The sequence below is a fragment of the Marinobacter algicola DG893 genome, assembly GCF_000170835.1.
Taxonomy (GTDB): Bacteria; Pseudomonadota; Gammaproteobacteria; order Pseudomonadales; family Oleiphilaceae; genus Marinobacter; species Marinobacter algicola.
In genome coordinates this window covers 1-16976 of record NZ_ABCP01000015.1, presented here as the reverse complement: position 1 = coordinate 16976, position 16976 = coordinate 1, and the positions used below count along the sequence as shown (strand labels likewise).

Genomic DNA, 16976 nt, shown 5'->3' with positions numbered 1-16976 from the left:
TTTTTGGGCCCATGTAAACCACTCTCTGATTACGTTAAGGCACAAACTCCGTAGGGTTTCTGGTGGAAATAGTATTCCTTAATCTCTATAATTGGCGCGATTTTGGGTACGTCTGACACCCGCTTCCCATCGCTTTTCCTTAACCGGATGCCTGGCTGTAATTTACGCTGGTGGATCCGTTGCCCTGGCGCCATCATTCGGTTCAGGCCGGATTGGCACAACTGGGCGGCAGGCGTCGGGCGTTACAAATCCATCGAATAGTTTCTGATGATTGGATGAGGCTAATGATCAAGATCAAAAAAGGCCTGGATCTTCCCATCAGCGGCGCTCCTGAACAGACCATTACAGACGGCAAACCCGTTCGCCATGTGGCGTTGATCGGTTTTGACTACGTAGGCATGAAGCCAACGATGGCTGTGAAAGAAGGTGACCGTGTAAAGCGCGGCACGCTGCTGTTTACGGACAAGAAGACCGAGGGCGTTCGTTATACCTCACCGGCAGCCGGTGTGGTCAAGGAAATCAACCGCGGCGAGCGCCGTGTATTTCAGTCGGTCGTCATTGAAATCGACGGCGATGAAGCTGAGACCTTTGCTCGTTACGATGCGTCTGATGTTGCTGGTCTGGAGCGTCAGCAAGTTGTTGATAACCTGGTCGAGTCCGGGTTGTGGACAACCTTCAAGACCCGTCCCTACAGCAAGGTGCCTGCCATTGATACGGCGCCGCATTCCATCTTCGTGTCCGTCATGGACACTAACCCGCTGGCAGCAGATCCCACAGTGATCATCCGTGAAAACGGTGCGGCCTTCGAGCAGGGGCTGAAGATTCTCTCCAAGCTGACCACCGGTAAGGTGTTTGTCACCGGCAAGCCGGGCTCTGATGTGCCGGTTCCGTCTGGCGACAGTGTGGAAGTTCAGCAATTTGAGGGTATTCATCCAGCGGGTAACGTAGGTACTCATATCCATTACCTCGATCCCATTGCCGGGGACAAAGTGGTATGGAGCATCGGCTACCAGGACGTCATTGATATCGCAAAGCTGTTCGAGACCGGCGAGTTGTCGGTGAACCGTATTGTGGCGGTTGGTGGTCCGAAGGCTCTCAAGCCGCGCCTGATTCGTACCCGTGTCGGCGCCAATCTTGATGAACTTCTTGAGGGTGAAATCGCCACGGACTGCGAGGTTCGCAAAATTTCCGGCTCTGTGTTCGGTGGTCGTCGTGGTGACGGGCCTTGTAACTACCTTGGTCGTTTCGCCAACCAGATCTCCGTGCTTGAGGAAGGTTACAAGCGGGAGTTCATGGGCTGGCTTTCACCCGGCCCCAACAAATTCTCCGTGCTGAATATCTATCTGTCGAAATTGGCGGGTGGCAAATTGTTCAATTTCACCACCACAACCAACGGCAGTGAGCGAGCGATGGTGCCGGTTGGTGCGTATGAACAGGTGATGCCGCTGGATATCCTGCCGACGCAACTGCTGCGTTCGCTGATCGTCGGTGATACGGAAATGGCACAGAAACTGGGTGCCCTGGAGCTGGATGAAGAAGATCTGGCGCTGTGCACGTTCGTGTGCCCGGGTAAATACGAATACGGTCCGATTCTCCGCGAGAACCTGACCCGAATCGAGATCGAGGGCTAACAGATGGCAATTCGACAGTTTCTCGATGGCATAGAGCACCACTTTGAGAAAGGTGGCAAGTACGAGCGCTGGTACGCGCTGTACGAAGCCGTCGATACTATTTTCTATACTCCCGGCAAGGTGACATCCACGACCGCCCATGTTCGTGACGGCGTCGATCTGAAGCGCATCATGATCACCGTGTGGATGTGCACTTTCCCGGCGATGTTCTTCGGTATGTGGAACATCGGCTTTCAGGCCAACAGCTATCTGGCGGCCAATCCGGACGCCCTGGTGGCAGATGGCGGCCTGCGAACGGCCTTTATTCAAGCGCTTGCGGTAACTGGCGCCGGTGCAGGGATATGGGATAATTTCGTTTATGGCATGGCTTACTTCGTGCCCATTTACTTCGTCACCTTCGCGGTGGGTGGTTTCTGGGAAGTGCTGTTTGCCACGGTACGTCGTCACGAAGTGAACGAAGGCTTCTTTGTCACTTCCGTGCTGTTCGCACTGATCTGCCCGCCGACCATTCCGCTGTGGCAGGTTGCTCTCGGTATCACCTTCGGTGTGGTCATTGGCAAGGAGGTGTTTGGCGGCACTGGCAAGAACTTCCTGAACCCGGCCCTTACCGGTCGTGCATTCCTGTATTTTGCCTATCCGGCCCAGATTTCCGGTGACACGGTATGGACGGCCGTCGACGGTTTCAGTGGCGCGACCGCGCTGAGCTGGGCTGCCAGTGGTGGCCTGGAAGCACTGGAAGCCCAGATTGGCTGGATGTCCGCCTTTATGGGTTCGATTCAGGGCTCCATGGGTGAGACCTCGACGCTGGCCGTGTTGATCGGCGGCATTATCCTGCTGGTGATGAAAATCGCGTCCTATCGTATCGTCGGTGGGGTGTTGATCGGCATGATTGCCATGTCGCTGCTGCTGAATGTGATTGGCTCGGATACCAATCCCATGTTTGACGTGCCGGCGCACTGGCACCTGGTGATGGGTGGCTTTGCCTTTGGCATGATGTTCATGGCGACCGATCCGGTGTCGGCGGCGATGACCAACACCGGTCGCTGGTGCTTCGGTATCCTGGTCGGCGTGATGACCGTACTGATTCGCGTAATCAACCCGGCGTTCCCGGAAGGCATCATGCTGGCAATTCTGTTTGCCAACCTCTTTGCACCGCTGATGGACCACTATGTGGTTCAGGCCAACATCAAACGGAGGCTTGCCCGTGGCTAAAGCTAAAGAAACTGTCTCCAGAACGCTGATGGTTGCTCTGGTGCTGAGCGTTGCGTTTTCTGTCGTGGTATCGACAGCGGCGGTAATGCTTCGACCGGCGCAGATCCAGAACCAGAACCTGGATATTCGTTCCAACATCCTGGCGGCTGCCGGAATGCTGAAAGAAGGCGCAACGGCGGAAGAGATTGAGGAAACCTTCTCTCGCTTCGACGTTCGGTTGGTTGACCTCGATTCCGGTGATTACGTTGACCCCGGGGCCGTTGGTGTGAAAGAGCCGATGAAGTACGACATGTATAAGGCGGCTTCTGATCCGTCCATGTCTATCGATATTCCTGCATCGGAAGACAAGGCCGGCATCAAGCGTCGCCCGAATGTTGCCAAGATCTATACGCTGAGTGAAAACGGTGAGCTGGTCAGGGTAGTGCTTCCGATTCATGGCTATGGTCTGTGGTCCACCCTTTACGGGTTTGTATCGCTCGAGGGCGATGCCAATACCATTGAAGGCCTTGGCTTCTATGACCACGCTGAAACGCCGGGGCTTGGTGGCGAAGTGGATAACCCCCGCTGGAAAAGTCAATGGGTCGGCAAGGAAGTGTACGGCGATGAGTTGAAAGAGCCGCAGATTCGCCTGGTCAAGGGTGGCGTGGGCGCTGGTGCATCCGACAAGGAACACAAGGTGGATGCCCTGTCCGGTGCGACCCTGACAAGCCGCGGTGTTGAGCAGCTGGTTAACTACTGGATGGGTGACCGGGGCTTCGCACCGTACCTGAAAAAACTTCGTGAAGGGGAGGTCTGATCATGGCAGACGCTTCAGCCAAACAGGTTCTCTTCGAGCCGATATTCAGTAACAACCCCATTGCCCTGCAGATCCTCGGTATCTGCTCGGCACTGGCGGTGACCACCAGCATGAACGTAACTCTGGTTATGTGCATGGCGGTTATCGCGGTAACGGCTTTCTCTAACCTGGCCGTGTCGCTGGTTCGCACGCAGATTCCCGGCAGTATCCGGATTATCGTGCAAATGACCATTATCGCCTCCCTGGTTATCGTTGTTGATCAGGTGCTCAAGGCGTATGCCTACGAAATCAGCAAGCAGCTGTCGGTATTCGTTGGTTTGATCATCACCAACTGTATCGTTATGGGCCGTGCTGAAGGTTTCGCCATGAAGAACGGCCCCTGGCTGAGCTTCCTGGATGGCGTTGGTAACGGCATGGGCTATTCCGTTCTGCTTATTTTCGTGGCGTTCTTCCGGGAGCTGCTCGGCGCGGGATCGCTGTTCGGCGTGTCTCTGATGCCGGTCGTCAACGAGGGTGGTTGGTACATTCCCAACGGTCTGTTGCTGCTGCCGCCGAGTGCGTTCTTTATCATCGGTCTGGCGATCTGGGGTCTGCGTACCTGGAAGCCTGAGCAGGTAGAAGAAGCGGACTTCAAAATGTCCCGCCACACCGTTAAGGAGGCCTTCTGATGGAGCATTATATCAGTCTGATTCTGAAGGCCATCTTTGTTGAAAACATGGCGTTGGCCTTCTTCCTGGGGATGTGTACCTTCCTGGCGATCTCCAAGAAGATTGAAGCGGCCGCTGGCCTCGGTATCGCCGTTGTCGTGGTACTGACCATTACGGTGCCGGTGAACAACCTGCTCTACAACACCATCCTCAGGGAAGGTGCGCTGGACTGGGCGGGGCTACCGAATGTTGACCTGAGCTTTTTGGGCCTTATTACGTACATTGGTGTAATTGCGGCGCTTATCCAGATCATGGAGATGGTTCTGGACAAGTATATGCCGGCTTTGTATGCCGCCCTTGGGGTGTTTCTGCCGCTGATTACCGTGAATTGCGCCATCCTGGGTGCATCACTGTTCATGGTTGAGCGGGACTACACCTTCAGTGAAAGTGTGGTTTACGGATTTGGTGCCGGTGTCGGCTGGGCGTTGGCCATACTCGCATTGGCCGGTATCCGCGAAAAGCTCAAGTACAGCGATGTTCCCGAAGGGCTGAGAGGCCTGGGTATCACCTTCATTACTGTTGGTCTGATGTCCCTCGGCTTTATGTCGTTCTCAGGTATTTCACTGTAATCAACCCGGTGATTCGGTTTAACGAAAAGGCGAGACCATGAATACAGAAATTATTCTCGGCGTGGTCATGTTCACCGTTATCGTGCTGGCCCTTGTCGCGGTCATTCTCGCGGCACGGTCCAGACTCGTAAGCACCGGTGATGTGACCATTGAAGTCAACGACGACCCAGAGCACACGCTGACCACGGAAGCTGGCGGCAAGCTTCTCGGAACCCTGGCCGGAAGTGGTATCTTCCTGTCCTCCGCCTGTGGCGGCGGCGGTACCTGTGCCCAGTGCAAGTGCAAGGTCCTGGAGGGTGGCGGTGCCATGCTGCCCACGGAAAAGACCCACTTCACCAATCGCGAGGAAAAGGAAGGCTGGCGCCTGTCCTGTCAGGTTCCGGTGAAGCAGGACATGAAAGTGGAAGTGCCAGAGGAGTTCTTTGGCGTCAAGAAGTGGGAATGTGAGGTTATCTCCAACCACAACGTGGCGACGTTCATCAAAGAACTGGTACTGAAGCTTCCCGAAGGCGAAGAAGTTGATTTCCGTGCCGGTGGTTACGTACAACTTGAGTGCCCTCCCTACGAAATCCCGTTCAAGGATTTCAAGATTGAGGAGGAGTTCCATGAAGATTGGGACAAGCACGATATCTGGCGTTACAAGGCCATCAACAAGGAGGAGACCATCCGCGCCTACTCCATGGCCAATTACCCGGAAGAGAAGGGCGTTCTCAAGTTCAATATCCGTATTGCCACGCCGCCTCCTGGAACCGACCATAACCCGGGCATCATGTCGTCCTACGTCTTCAACCTGAAGGCGGGTGACAAGGTGACTGTTATGGGGCCATTCGGCGAATTTTTCGCCAAGAAAACCGAAGCGGAAATGGTGTTCATTGGCGGCGGTGCCGGCATGGCGCCCATGCGGTCTCATATCTTTGACCAACTCAAGCGTCTGGAGTCCAAGCGTAAGATCAGCTTCTGGTACGGCGCACGAAGCGTTCGCGAGATGTTCTACGTTGAGGATTTCGACCAGCTGTCGGAAGAAAACGACAACTTCGAGTGGCATGTGGCTCTGTCAGACCCGCAGCCAACCGATAACTGGGAAGGCGAGACCGGCTTCATCCATAACGTGCTCTATGAAAAGTACCTGAAGGAGCATCCAGCTCCGGAGGACTGTGAGTACTATATGTGTGGGCCCCCAATCATGAACGCCTCCTGCATCAAGATGCTTAAAGATCTGGGTGTTGAGGACGAAAACATCATGCTGGATGACTTCGGGGGTTAATTAGCTCACATGACATTCAGCATGTTCCGACCCGTCAGGGTGGTTGCGGCCGGCGCCTTACTGGTGCTGGCCCTGGCCGCGCTGGCGGGTTGTTCGTTTGAGGAAGAGGAAAAGGTCTGGGAGATCGCCGGGCCGGTGTTTGGTACGCGTTATCATATCAACGTCGTATTGACGGACAATCCGGGGCGGCTGGAGAATCTCGCGCAAGGCATTGAAAAGGTTCTGGAAGGCGTGGACGCGTCGATGTCCACATGGCGTGCAGATTCCGAGCTTTCAAGCTTTAATCGTCTGGACGATCAGTCTGAGTGGGTGGAAATCTCAACGCCGCTCTACGAAGTGCTTGCAACCGCTGGCCAGGTTTCCGAACTGACCGATGGCGCTTTCGATGTCACCATCGGGCCGGTGGTTAATCTGTGGGGCTTTGGGCCAGATGCCCGGCCAGAGACGATCCCCAGCGACGATGAGCTCGCGGCCAGGATAGCAGCCACCGGCTACGGTAAACTGGACCTTCAGGCTGATCCTCCGGCATTGAGAGCGAGCCCCAATCAATACATCGATCTGTCAGCTATTGCCAAGGGCTATGGCGTGGATGCGGTGGCTCGTTACCTGAAAGATGAAGGCATTTCCGCGTACCTTGTCGAAATAGGTGGTGAGGTTCAGGCTCATGGGCATAAGCCGGATGGCGAGGCATGGCGCCTGGCCATTGAGCAGCCGGTTTCGGAGATGCGTGAAATCAACCGTGTGGTTGCCCTTGACCGCCACGCAATGGCAACCTCGGGTGACTATCGTAACTACTACGAATCGGACGGTCAGCGGTTTTCGCATACAATAGACCCGAAGGACGGTCGACCTATCAGCCATACATTGGCATCGGTAACGGTCATTTCGGATGACTGCATGACGGCAGATGCCCTGGCCACGGCTTTTAATGTGATGGGGCATGATCGTGCAAAGGCGCTGGCCACGCGTGAGAACATAGCCGCGTATTTTATTGTGCGGGGTGACAACGGGTTTGAAACGGACTACACGCCTGCGTTTTCCTCGTTCCTGACACACTGACGGAGAGTCCGTATGGGTACTTTTCTGCTGGTCCTGATGATCGTCGTACTGCTGGTGGCAGCGATGTCCGTCGGGGTGATTTTTGGCCGCAAGCCGATCAGTGGCACCTGCGGTGGGATTGGTGCCATGGGTATCAGCAAGTCCTGTGATATCTGTGGTGGTAACACCCAGAAATGTGAAGAAGAAAACGAACGCCTTGCCAACGACGGCAAGTCCGCGAAGGCGTTGACGTATGACGCCTCCCGCTCAGACGACCGCTGATCCGGCGTCCACCAACCTATAAAAATTCCGGGAGCTTCTGAAAAGCGCCTGCGCCCTGCCAGTGCGTGCCTGCAGGGTCTTTTCAGAGGCTCCCTCACGACGTAGATAAGGAGTCACTGCAGAATGGCAGAACATCATTACGACGTCGTCGTTATCGGCGCGGGCCCTTCGGGAGAAGGTGCAGCGATGAATGCGACGAAACACGGCAAGCGTGTCGCAATCATCGAAGATAAACCCACGGTTGGCGGCAACTGCACCCACTGGGGCACTATTCCTTCCAAAGCGTTGCGTCACTCGGTCAAGCAGATCATCACGTTTAACACCAACCAGATGTTCCGCGATATCGGCGAGCCGCGCTGGTTTTCTTTTCCCCGCGTTTTGCAGAATGCGCAGAAGGTGATCGGCAAGCAGGTCAAGTTGAGAACCCAGTTCTATGCGCGGAACCGTGTGGATCTGATTAACGGCCGTGCCAGTTTTATCGATAGCAACCGGCTCGAGATACGGGGTAATAAATCCCATGAAATCCTGCACTTCAAGCAGGCGATTATTGCAACCGGCTCTCGTCCATATCTTCCGCCGGATGTGGATTTCCGTCACCACCGTATCTACAACTCGGATACCATTCTGAACCTGTCCCACACGCCCCGCACACTGATTATTTATGGCGCCGGCGTCATTGGTTCCGAGTACGCCTCGATTTTCGCCGGCCTGGGTGTGAAAGTGGACCTGATCAACCCCGGAAGCCGCTTGCTCACGTTCCTGGATGACGAGATTTCTGACGCCCTGAGTTATCACCTTCGCAATAACGGTGTGCTGGTTCGACACAACGAAGAGTATGAATCAGTCGATGGTGATGACCACGGGGTCGTACTGTCACTGAAGTCCGGCAAGAAAATACGTGCGGATGCGTTTCTCTGGTGTAATGGCCGTAGCGGTAATACCGAAAAACTGGGCCTGGACAACATTGGTCTGACGCCAAACGGTCGTGGGCAGTTGGCGGTTGACGATCATTATCGAACCGAGGTGGAGAATGTCTACGCGGCCGGTGATGTGATTGGCTGGCCAAGCCTCGCCAGCGCCGCCTACGACCAGGGCCGCTCGGCGTCCTCCGACATCGTGAAGGACGACTATTTCCGGCTGGTATCGGATGTGCCGACGGGTATCTATACCCTGCCGGAGATAAGCTCGGTGGGTAAAACCGAGCGGGAACTGACCGAAGCCAAGGTTCCCTACGAGGTGGGGCAGGCGTTCTTCAAGGACCTGGCGCGGGCCCAGATCACCGGCGACCCGGTAGGCATGCTCAAGATCCTGTTTCACCGCGAATCCCGCCAACTACTGGGAATTCACTGTTTCGGCGACCAGGCTGCGGAAATCGTTCACATCGGCCAAGCCATCATGAATCAGGAAGGTGAGGCCAACTCCCTGAACTATTTCATCAATACGACTTTTAACTACCCGACCATGGCTGAGGCTTATCGGGTAGCGGCCCTTAACGGCTTGAATCGGATTTTCTAACTGGTGATTGCTGGCCGAGTGCTATCCGTGCCTTCCGCGCTCTCCTGGGGCGTTGGAAGGTGCAGGGCTGCTTTGGCGCGATTGTCGAAGAACATCCGCGTGCTTGTAGGATAGTCGGTGATGATGCTATCGACGCCCTTGGCTTCAAGCTGAACCATGTCGTGAATGCGGTTTACTGTCCAGGTGGACACGTGCATGCCGCGCCTGTGGGCATCGTCAACGATCGATCTGGTGCAGATACGCCAGCCGATACAGAGAAAATCGCAATGCAGGCGGGCTGCTGTATTGACCGGTCTTGGAAATTTCCGGTCCGTTACCAGTCCGATCCGCACCTTGCGGTCCCGGCGGCGGGCTTCCTGAAGGAACCAGCTGTCGGAGGAAGTAATAGCCACTCGGTTGTACAGGTCACGACGTTGGATGATTTCTGTCAGGCGATTGCACAGAATATTCAGTCGGTGACGGTTGTCTTTCTTTACTTCCAGTTGCAGGTGCTCGAAATCCGGAAACTCGTTGAGTAACGCCTCCAGAGTGGGAATGCCTGCTTTCCGCGGCCAGGCTGTGGTGTTGCGCCGGGCGTCCATATCCGCCAGCTCGGATGCCGTGTAGCTGGCAACGCTGCCTTCCTGTCCGGTGGTGCGGTCAACGGTCAGGTCGTGAATGACCATTGGCGTGCCGTCTTTTGACAACACCAGGTCGAGCTCAAAGTGTCGAACCCCGTGGCGGTAGGCGTGGGTAAAACCGGCCAGGGTATTTTCGGGGGCTTCCCCCTTTGCGCCCCTGTGTCCATACACGATCATTCTGGAGAAGATTCCTTCAGACGGTTGTAGATTTGCTGGCGTTGCTTCCAGGTGTCGTGGCACAGCTGAATGTCTTCCAGATACGCCGGTAATTCCCGCATCAGCAGGGCCTGAGGGCCATCCACCAGGGCTTTCTCCGGCTTCGGGTGGAAGTCCACCAGTACCATGTTGGCGCCTGCTATCACGCCCTGAGCGGTTGCGTGCATGACATCCAGAACGCCGTCGGGTGCACGTTCGCGGCTGCCGACCGAGTGGGACGGGTCGACGCATACCGGCATACGGGTAAGGCGTTTCACCGCCGGCACGTGGGCGAAGTCCACCATGTTGCGGTGGGGCTGCCCAGCTTCGGTCTTCATGCCTCGCAGGCAGAAAATCACGTTTGCGTTGCCTTCGCTGGCCAGATATTCGGCCGCGTTCAGAGATTCATTCAGGGTGATGCCGAAGCCGCGTTTAAGCAGCACCGGGTAAGTACTCTGGCGGCCAATGGCTTTGAGCAGCTCAAAGTTCTGCGTGTTGCGCGTGCCTACCTGTAGCATGACACCGGTAGGGCGCCCCAGTTGCTCCAGGCAATGGTCGATCTCTTCAATGTGACTCTCGTGGGTGATCTCCATGGCAATCACCTTGATGCCATGTTTGCCGGCTTTCTCGAACACCCAGGGCAGGCAGCCCTTGCCGTGGCCCTGAAAGGAGTACGGGTTGGTCCGGGGTTTGTAGGCACCCATGCGGGTGCAGACCTGGCCGTTGTCTTCAAGGGCCTGCATCATCTGCTCCACATGCTCTGGCACGTCAACGGCGCACAGGCCGGCAAAAATGTTCAGGTTGGACTGGTCGAAGGTCACGCCGTTATAGGTAAAGCCACTCTGGCGCTTGTCGTCCTTGTGCCGCCCCAGAATCCGGTAGTCGTCGGAGATGCGTATCGCGCGCTCAACGGCAGGCAGGGCCTCGATTTCGTCCTTGTCCAGGGATTTGGTGTCACCCAGCAGGTACACCTCTGTCAGGCGCTGCTTGGCACCCTGGACTTCATGCACCCTGACCGATACCCCTGGCAGGTTCTCCAGAAAATGCATGGTCTGTCGATAGGCTTCGCTGTCCAGCGCGGTATCCGGGTGGAGAATGGCTAACATACTTGCTCCTTAAGATTCAGCCAGCGCCTTCAGCGCGATGGCGGGCCTGCATGAATTCCCTGTGGTTAAGATGCAGCAGATCCGCCATGCGGCGAATAAGGTGTTCCTCGTACTTGTCAATGCGGCCATCAGCAAACGCTACCCGCCAGATGCTTCCAAGAAGTGCCTGTTTTTCTTCCTGATTCAGCTGCTCATTGATAAGGCCGGTAAATTCGTACAGGGAGGTGGCGTCATCTGCCTGGCTGAGCGCATCCTGAAGGATCTCCTCGGCTTCGTCGCGGGTGACCTGATGCGCCTCTACCGCAAAATTAACAATGGTCTGCAGTTCTTCGTCGTCCTGATCGTTGTCGACCCGGGACAACTGAACCATCAACGCCGTGGCCGCCACCGCTAGCTGGTGACTGTCGGGCTGTGTCGGTTCATCTTGGGGCGAGCCAAACAGGCTCTTCAGGCGCTCAATCATGGTGTCAGGGCTCTCCTCTACGGGATTGCTGGCGTCAGGCTGCCTGGGACAGCCGGCGGACGCGGTTTTCAAGTTCTATCTGGTCGTTGGTAAAGCGACGTATGCCATCGGCCAGTTTTTCCGTGGCCATGGCATCTTCGTTGGACTCCCAGCGGAACAGGCGTTCATCTATGTCGCCCGGTTTGTCAGAGCTCTTCGCACCCTCGACGGACAACTGGCGTGTCAGCGCGCCGGAATCGTTTTCCAGTTCCTGAAGCAGGGCCGGACTGATGGTCAGGCGGTCACAACCGGCCAGCATTTCAATCTCACCAGTGTTGCGGAAGCTGGCGCCCATCACCACTGTCTTGTAGTCGTTGGCCTTGTAATAGTTGTAGATGCGGGTGACCGACTGGACACCGGGATCCTCTGCCGCCGGGAAAGCATCACGCCCGGTGTCAGCCAGATGCCAGTCCAGGATGCGGCCCACGAACGGCGAGATCAGGAAGGCGCCAGCATCAGCACAGGCCGCAGCCTGGATAAAGGAGAACAGCAGGGTGAGGTTGCAGTGTATGCCCTCATTCTCCAGCTGTTCAGCGGCGCGAATACCTTCCCAGGTGGATGCGATCTTGATCAGCACCCGGCTGGTATCCATGCCCAGGTGGTCATACAGTTCGACCAGGCGACGTGCGCGGGTGAGGGTGGCATCGGTATCGAAGGACAGCCGGGCATCCACCTCGGTTGAAACCACGCCTGGTATGCGCCCGAGAATCTGCTTGCCTGCCAGTACGGCCAGCATGTCCGTAGCGTACGTCAGCTGCTCGGCATCGGAGCCGCCCTGTTTGCGAGCGGCCGCGACGGCCTCATCAAGCATCGGGCGGTAGGCGTCAGAGGCCGCCGCCTTCAGGAGAAGCGATGGGTTGGTGGTGGCGTCTTCCGGTTTCCACTGGGCGATAGCGTCCAGATCCCCGGTGTCGGCAACCACCGTGGTCATGGCTTTCAGTTGTTCGAGCTTGCTGGTCATTCGTCCTGTCGTCCTGATCGATTTGTTATTGATCGCCCGTTTGGCGGGCGCTAGGGTCATACGCCTACAATAACGGGCTGCCCTGACAGGAACAAGACAGTAAAAGGTATCAGGGTGTTCAGGCGGGCACTATCGTGGCCCCGGCAGGCTCGGGAACTTTCGCCATGGCCTGTTCGATAACTTCAATGCCGGACCCGGGCTTGTGGGCGTTCTCACTGATGTAGCGCCGGAACTGGCGGCCTCCAGGCTGGCCGTGGAACAGGCCCATCAGGTGGCGGGAGATGTGGCTGAGGTAAACGCCACGGTCCAGTTCACTCTGAATGAATGGTAATACAGCACGCAGCGCGTCGTGCCGTGACGAAATCGGCATGGGCCGTCCGAAAAACTCGGTATCCACGCCAGCCAGTAGCCAGGGATTGTGGTAGGCCTCACGCCCGAGCATTACGCCGTCTGTGTGCTCGAGATGCTCGCGGCACTCAGCAAAGGTCTTGATGCCACCGTTAATGATGATCTCAAGATGCGGGTAACGGGCTTTAAGGCGATAGACCCAGTCGTATTTCAGCGGTGGTATGTCCCGGTTTTCTTTCGGGCTCAGGCCTTCGAGAACCGCAATGCGGGCATGCACGATAAAGGTACGACATCCGGCTTCGGAGACCTTCTCAATAAACTCACAAAGATCGTCCCAGGATTCGCGGCCGTCGATCCCGATACGGTGTTTGACGGTGACTGGCAGACTGGTGGCGGCGATCATCGCTTGCACGCCCTCGGCCACTTTGTCGGGGTGTGCCATAAGGCAGGCACCGATCATGTTGTTCTGTACCCGGTCGCTGGGGCAGCCCACGTTCAGGTTGACTTCATCAAACCCGTACTGTTCAGCCAGGTTGGCGCAATGAGCCAGTTCCTGAGGATTGCTGCCACCCAGTTGCAGCGCCAGCGGGTATTCCGTCGGGTCGTGTCTCAGAAATCGAGCGGTATCGCCGTGGATCAGTGCGCCGGTTGTGACCATCTCGGTGTAGAGCAGGGTATGTCGGCTGAGTTGGCGCGCCAGATAGCGATAGTGGCTGGTGGTCCAATCCATCATCGGAGCCACGCAGAAGCGGCGGGAGGGCTTCAGAGTGGGAGTTTCCTGGGGCGCGTTCATGTTCATTGACTGCTCAGCTATAACGTTCACAAGTGATCCGAGGGGCCATAGTTTATCAGGAAAACGCACCTTTTGACGTGAGGGGATGTGCGAAAGGTAGTGTAAACACGGATGCCTTGGCTGGATTCACGAGTCGTTGACGCGGCGATCAATGCGCGACAGAATACTGTACAAATAATCAGTATTCGGCCGAAGGCATGCTCGACTCGGGCGTTTAGAATTTCAACCAGGCAGGTGGAGCCGTCATGACAGGACAAAGCCCGGTATCTTTTGTTGACGTTAGGCGCCGGTTCGAATTCCGCAGCATTGAAGTGGGTCGCTGGGTTACGCCGCCTGAACGGGACCGGGCGGCGGGAAGGTTCCATGAGGCTCTGTGCGATCTTATGGTTATCCTCCAGGGCCCGGAACATCTGATTTCGTTGCGTGGATCACTGGGGTTGCAGTACGGGATCGGTGGCCGGCCGGGTGTTGCAGCGCACTACGTCCCAGCAACCCGACAATTGGCGCTGGCAAAGAATGCCGGCGCCGGGAGCCTGGCCCATGAATGGTTTCACGCTTTCGATCATTACATGGGGCATAAGGCGTTCCGCGGCCTGGCGAGTGGCGGCTTTGCGTCCACTGGTTGGCTGGAGAGCGCTGACCAGAAGGAGCATCCCCTCAACAAACGATTGGGGGCCTGTTTTCAGGCTATCTTGTTGAATGAGGACGGCACCAGCCCCAGCTCGTTGTTTCAGTGCTCGAAGCGGGCCGATGCACAGATGAAGGTGCTTTATTACGCCAGGCCTGAAGAACTCTGTGCCCGGGCATTTGAAGCGTTTGTTGAAGACAGTCAGCCGCAGAATAATTTTCTGGTCAGGGGGACTGTCTACTCTGACGAGGCCAGGGCAGGCCTTTATCCGGAAGGCCATCAACGCCAGCGAATCAACGATGCGTTTGAGTGCTACTTTGTGGCACTGGGCGGAGCACTTTATCGTGAGCATGCTGAAGATGGCCCTGTTGGCCAAACTTTGTCGTCAACTTCCTGAGATCATCCACAGTTGATCAATAACAAGGACAGGGTTACCTCATGAACGACTGCATTTTTATCACTGGCGCTGGCGCCGGTATTGGCCGGGAGACCGCCCGTCTCTTTGCCTCCAGGGGATGGTTTGTCGGTGCTGCTGACCGGGATGAGGCGGCCCTTGCATCGCTTGGGAGTGAATTGGGGGATGAGTGCTGCAGTACCCACATTATAGATGTGGTGGACGAAGCGTCGGTCAGGCAGGGGCTGGCGGACTTTGCCAGTCGTACGGGAGGACAGTTAAGGCTGCTTCACAATAATGCTGGCATTCTGAAAGTCGGGCCTTTCGAGGAGATCAGCTTGGCCGCGCATCGGGCCGTGGTAGAGGTTAATGTCATTGGGCTGATGACGGTTTTGCACGCTGCGTTTCCCTATCTGAAGGCAACGCCAGGCGCCCAGGTGGTGAACATGAGTTCAGCATCAGCCGCCTATGGGATTCCGGATTTTGCGTCCTACTCCGCCAGCAAACACGCGGTACGTGCGATGACCGAGGCCCTGGATATTGAGTGGGAACCACACGATATTCGCGTGTGTGATCTGATGCCTCCGTTCGTGAATACCGGCATGGTGCAGCAGAACGAGCAGGGATCCCGTTTATTTGAACGCCTGGGCGTAAACCTGACTCCGGACGTTGTTGCAGCGCAGGTATGGGCTCAGGTCGAGCAGCCGCGCCTGCATCGACCAATTTCCATGCAGTTTCGGGCATTGTGGCCCATCGCCAAATCCGCTCCGACCTCAGTGACCCGACGAGTGTTGAGCAAACTCTGGCGTCAGTAGTCCGCGTTCCGGCCAGGCGACAGTCAGCTATCTTTGCTATGCTTTCAAGCCTTGTCCAAGCGGTATTCGGGAGAGTTAAGCAATGCCGGTTATGATTCAGGCGCTGTTGCCGGTGTTTGTGCTTATTCTGCTGGGTTACCTGTTTCGACGCTGGCATTTTCCGGGGGGCGACTTCTGGCCCCAGGCGGAGAGGTTCACCTATTACGTACTCTTCCCGGCGATGTTGATCTTCAAGCTGGGTCAGGCTCAGGTGCCGGCGTCAGCCTACGGCGATATTCTCGTTCTGATTGTTGCCATGCTGGCAGCAATGACGTTGTTGCTGGTCGCCCTGCAGTGGATCTGGCGTTGGCCAGGGCCGGTATTTTCTTCAGTATTTCAGGGCGGTATTCGTTTCAATTCCTACGTTGCCCTGGCGACGGCGGGCATGTTGCTTGGCGATGATGGGCTGTCACTGATCGCCATTGCCGTGGCGGTGAAGGTGCCGCTGTTGAACCTGCTGTGCATACTGATGTTTTCCTTGGTCGCAGGACAGGGCGCGGTAAAACTGAAACCTGTCCTCAAGGCGATTGTTTCCAACCCATTGATCATTGGTTCTGTGGTGGGAATGGTATGGAGCTATTTCCAGATTGGCTTCCATCCACTGGTGGCCGGTATTCTCGAGCCATTAAGTGACCTCGCGTTGCCGTTGGGCCTGATGACGGTGGGTGCTGGCTTGCAGCTCAAGGCGCTGCGCGGCGCCTCCATGCCATTCCTGGTGTCCTCGTTGGCGAAGCTGATGGGTTTTCCGCTGCTTACAGCTGGGTTGGCCCTGCTGCTGGGCCTGGAAGGCATGATGGTTCAGGTGGCAATACTGCTGGCAGCGCTGCCGACAGCCACCTCTTCATACATCCTGGCGCGCCAGCTTGGTGGTGACGCGCCCTTGATGGCGGGCATCATCAGTGGCCAGACCTTGCTGGCCATGGTGACTATTCCCCTGCTATTGGGCATTCTCTGGTAAGCACTTGAGCACAGCGTCTGCAAGGCTCTGTTGAAAGGCGACATAGCCGTTTTGATTGGTTTCAATATTGGTGGCGAGCGGGTCCCAGGTACTGAACGTTATGTCCAGACCTTCGGTGATTGAGCGCCACCATTGACGGTTGAACTGAGGCTCGGTCAGCAGGCAGGGTTGATTGGCGTTGCGCAGTTTTTCCTGGACTTCTGCGATGTGGCCGGCACCTGGAGACAGTTCCGGGTTCAGCGTCAGAATCCCCTCCAGGTTCAGGTTGTAGTGTCCCACGAAGCGGGTGAATGCGTTGTGGTATGTGAAAAGGTCGATGTCGCGAACGGGCGTCAGGCGTTGATCGATCGCTGCTTCGGCCTTGGCCATAGCCTGCTCGAAACGCGCCAGATTGTCGTCAAGTACATGGATGTCTGCACCTTCCAGGGTTGCAAGTACCCGGTGAATATCCCGGCCCATCTCAACCGCCAGGGCCGGATCCAGCCAAATGTGCGGATCCTCTCCGGAGCCGTGGTCGTGACGGTGGTCGTCGTGTTCGCCTGATTCCTCATGGTGGTTGTGATGCCCATGTTTGTGGTCACCGTGATCGCTACCTAACTGCGT

At 56.5% G+C, this 16976-nt stretch carries 18 protein-coding genes; 12 read left to right on the top strand and 6 right to left on the bottom strand.

All coding sequences use genetic code 11. From position 1 onward, the window contains the following. The first annotated feature begins 284 nt into the window (after positions 1 to 284). From MDG893_RS11270 to sthA, 9 genes are all read left to right on the top strand, one after another. Positions 285 to 1631, top strand: coding sequence for a Na(+)-translocating NADH-quinone reductase subunit A (locus MDG893_RS11270; protein WP_007153913.1), 1347 nt, complete (start codon positions 285 to 287; stop codon positions 1629 to 1631). Positions 1632 to 1634: 3 nt separating this feature from the next. Further along, a complete protein-coding gene (locus MDG893_RS11265; RefSeq protein WP_007153912.1) occupies positions 1635 to 2843 on the top strand; it encodes an NADH:ubiquinone reductase (Na(+)-transporting) subunit B in 1209 nt (402 codons plus the stop codon). Then, a complete protein-coding gene (locus MDG893_RS11260; RefSeq protein WP_040474537.1) occupies positions 2836 to 3639 on the top strand; it encodes a Na(+)-translocating NADH-quinone reductase subunit C in 804 nt (267 codons plus the stop codon). Before MDG893_RS11265 ends, MDG893_RS11260 begins: the two co-directional genes overlap by 8 nt. Positions 3640 to 3641: 2 nt before the next feature. Continuing rightward, a complete protein-coding gene (locus MDG893_RS11255; protein WP_007153910.1) occupies positions 3642 to 4307 on the top strand; it encodes an NADH:ubiquinone reductase (Na(+)-transporting) subunit D in 666 nt (221 codons plus the stop codon). Continuing rightward, positions 4307 to 4915: an NADH:ubiquinone reductase (Na(+)-transporting) subunit E gene (gene nqrE / locus MDG893_RS11250; RefSeq protein ID WP_007153909.1), complete on the top strand. Its 609-nt coding sequence runs from the start codon at positions 4307 to 4309 to the stop codon at positions 4913 to 4915. Before MDG893_RS11255 ends, nqrE begins: the two co-directional genes overlap by 1 nt. Before the next feature lie 37 nt (positions 4916 to 4952). Then, positions 4953 to 6179: an NADH:ubiquinone reductase (Na(+)-transporting) subunit F gene (gene nqrF, locus MDG893_RS11245; RefSeq protein ID WP_007153908.1), complete on the top strand. Its 1227-nt coding sequence runs from the start codon at positions 4953 to 4955 to the stop codon at positions 6177 to 6179. 9 nt (positions 6180 to 6188) lie between these two features. Further along, positions 6189 to 7238 (top strand): FAD:protein FMN transferase, encoded by a 1050-nt coding sequence (locus MDG893_RS11240; protein WP_007153907.1) that lies wholly within the window; start codon positions 6189 to 6191, stop codon positions 7236 to 7238. Positions 7239 to 7250: 12 nt separating this feature from the next. Then, the gene (gene nqrM / locus MDG893_RS11235; RefSeq protein WP_007153906.1) at positions 7251 to 7499 is read left to right on the top strand and encodes a (Na+)-NQR maturation NqrM; all 249 of its coding nucleotides are present in this window, start codon (positions 7251 to 7253) and stop codon (positions 7497 to 7499) included. Between the two features lie 123 nt (positions 7500 to 7622). Continuing rightward, a complete protein-coding gene (gene sthA / locus MDG893_RS11230) occupies positions 7623 to 9014 on the top strand; it encodes a Si-specific NAD(P)(+) transhydrogenase (RefSeq protein WP_007153905.1) in 1392 nt (463 codons plus the stop codon). Here the strand turns inward: sthA and MDG893_RS11225 are convergent. The 5 genes from MDG893_RS11225 to dusA all read right to left on the bottom strand — a co-directional run bounded on the left by MDG893_RS11225 (position 9011) and on the right by dusA (position 13539). After that, positions 9011 to 9811 (bottom strand): glycerophosphodiester phosphodiesterase, encoded by an 801-nt coding sequence (locus tag MDG893_RS11225; protein ID WP_007153904.1) that lies wholly within the window; start codon positions 9809 to 9811, stop codon positions 9011 to 9013. The two genes, sthA and MDG893_RS11225, sit on opposite strands and share 4 nt — an antisense overlap. Next, the gene (locus MDG893_RS11220) at positions 9808 to 10935 is read right to left on the bottom strand and encodes a 3-deoxy-7-phosphoheptulonate synthase (protein WP_007153903.1); all 1128 of its coding nucleotides are present in this window, start codon (positions 10933 to 10935) and stop codon (positions 9808 to 9810) included. The genes MDG893_RS11225 and MDG893_RS11220 overlap by 4 nt, the downstream gene beginning before the upstream one ends. Before the next feature lie 16 nt (positions 10936 to 10951). Then, positions 10952 to 11398 (bottom strand): tellurite resistance TerB family protein, encoded by a 447-nt coding sequence (locus MDG893_RS11215; RefSeq protein WP_007153902.1) that lies wholly within the window; start codon positions 11396 to 11398, stop codon positions 10952 to 10954. 34 nt (positions 11399 to 11432) lie between these two features. Further along, on the bottom strand, positions 11433 to 12398 hold the full coding sequence (tal, locus tag MDG893_RS11210) for a transaldolase (RefSeq protein WP_007153901.1): 966 nt from the start codon (positions 12396 to 12398) through the stop codon (positions 11433 to 11435). A gap of 118 nt (positions 12399 to 12516) precedes the next feature. Further along, positions 12517 to 13539, bottom strand: coding sequence for a tRNA dihydrouridine(20/20a) synthase DusA (gene dusA, locus MDG893_RS11205; protein ID WP_167319395.1), 1023 nt, complete (start codon positions 13537 to 13539; stop codon positions 12517 to 12519). 245 nt (positions 13540 to 13784) lie between these two features. Here dusA and MDG893_RS11200 point away from each other — a divergent pair, with 245 nt between their 5' ends. From MDG893_RS11200 to MDG893_RS11190, 3 genes are all read left to right on the top strand, one after another. Next, entirely contained in the window at positions 13785 to 14564 is a 780-nt protein-coding gene (locus tag MDG893_RS11200) for a CLCA_X family protein (protein WP_007153899.1), read from the top strand. 41 nt (positions 14565 to 14605) lie between these two features. Continuing rightward, the gene (locus MDG893_RS11195; protein ID WP_007153898.1) at positions 14606 to 15376 is read left to right on the top strand and encodes an SDR family oxidoreductase; all 771 of its coding nucleotides are present in this window, start codon (positions 14606 to 14608) and stop codon (positions 15374 to 15376) included. An 82-nt stretch (positions 15377 to 15458) separates the two neighbouring features. Then, positions 15459 to 16373, top strand: coding sequence for an AEC family transporter (locus MDG893_RS11190; RefSeq protein ID WP_007153897.1), 915 nt, complete (start codon positions 15459 to 15461; stop codon positions 16371 to 16373). Here MDG893_RS11190 and MDG893_RS11185 read toward each other — a convergent pair. Beyond that, the coding region (locus tag MDG893_RS11185) for a metal ABC transporter solute-binding protein, Zn/Mn family (protein ID WP_007153896.1) at positions 16353 to 16976 on the bottom strand (624 nt) is incomplete at its 5' end. The genes MDG893_RS11190 and MDG893_RS11185 overlap by 21 nt on opposite strands.

Coding starts and splice junctions, on each gene's coding strand:
- MDG893_RS11270 (WP_007153913.1), top strand. CDS start 285: ATGATCAAGATCAAAAAAGGCCTGGATCTTCCCATCAGCGGCGCTCCT.
- MDG893_RS11265 (WP_007153912.1), top strand. CDS start 1,635: ATGGCAATTCGACAGTTTCTCGATGGCATAGAGCACCACTTTGAGAAA.
- MDG893_RS11255 (WP_007153910.1), top strand. CDS start 3,642: ATGGCAGACGCTTCAGCCAAACAGGTTCTCTTCGAGCCGATATTCAGT.
- nqrE (WP_007153909.1), top strand. CDS start 4,307: ATGGAGCATTATATCAGTCTGATTCTGAAGGCCATCTTTGTTGAAAAC.
- nqrF (WP_007153908.1), top strand. CDS start 4,953: ATGAATACAGAAATTATTCTCGGCGTGGTCATGTTCACCGTTATCGTG.
- MDG893_RS11240 (WP_007153907.1), top strand. CDS start 6,189: ATGACATTCAGCATGTTCCGACCCGTCAGGGTGGTTGCGGCCGGCGCC.
- nqrM (WP_007153906.1), top strand. CDS start 7,251: ATGGGTACTTTTCTGCTGGTCCTGATGATCGTCGTACTGCTGGTGGCA.
- sthA (WP_007153905.1), top strand. CDS start 7,623: ATGGCAGAACATCATTACGACGTCGTCGTTATCGGCGCGGGCCCTTCG.
- MDG893_RS11225 (WP_007153904.1), bottom strand. CDS start 9,811: ATGATCGTGTATGGACACAGGGGCGCAAAGGGGGAAGCCCCCGAAAAT.
- MDG893_RS11220 (WP_007153903.1), bottom strand. CDS start 10,935: ATGTTAGCCATTCTCCACCCGGATACCGCGCTGGACAGCGAAGCCTAT.
- MDG893_RS11215 (WP_007153902.1), bottom strand. CDS start 11,398: ATGATTGAGCGCCTGAAGAGCCTGTTTGGCTCGCCCCAAGATGAACCG.
- tal (WP_007153901.1), bottom strand. CDS start 12,398: ATGACCAGCAAGCTCGAACAACTGAAAGCCATGACCACGGTGGTTGCC.
- dusA (WP_167319395.1), bottom strand. CDS start 13,539: ATGAACGCGCCCCAGGAAACTCCCACTCTGAAGCCCTCCCGCCGCTTC.
- MDG893_RS11200 (WP_007153899.1), top strand. CDS start 13,785: ATGACAGGACAAAGCCCGGTATCTTTTGTTGACGTTAGGCGCCGGTTC.
- MDG893_RS11195 (WP_007153898.1), top strand. CDS start 14,606: ATGAACGACTGCATTTTTATCACTGGCGCTGGCGCCGGTATTGGCCGG.
- MDG893_RS11190 (WP_007153897.1), top strand. CDS start 15,459: ATGCCGGTTATGATTCAGGCGCTGTTGCCGGTGTTTGTGCTTATTCTG.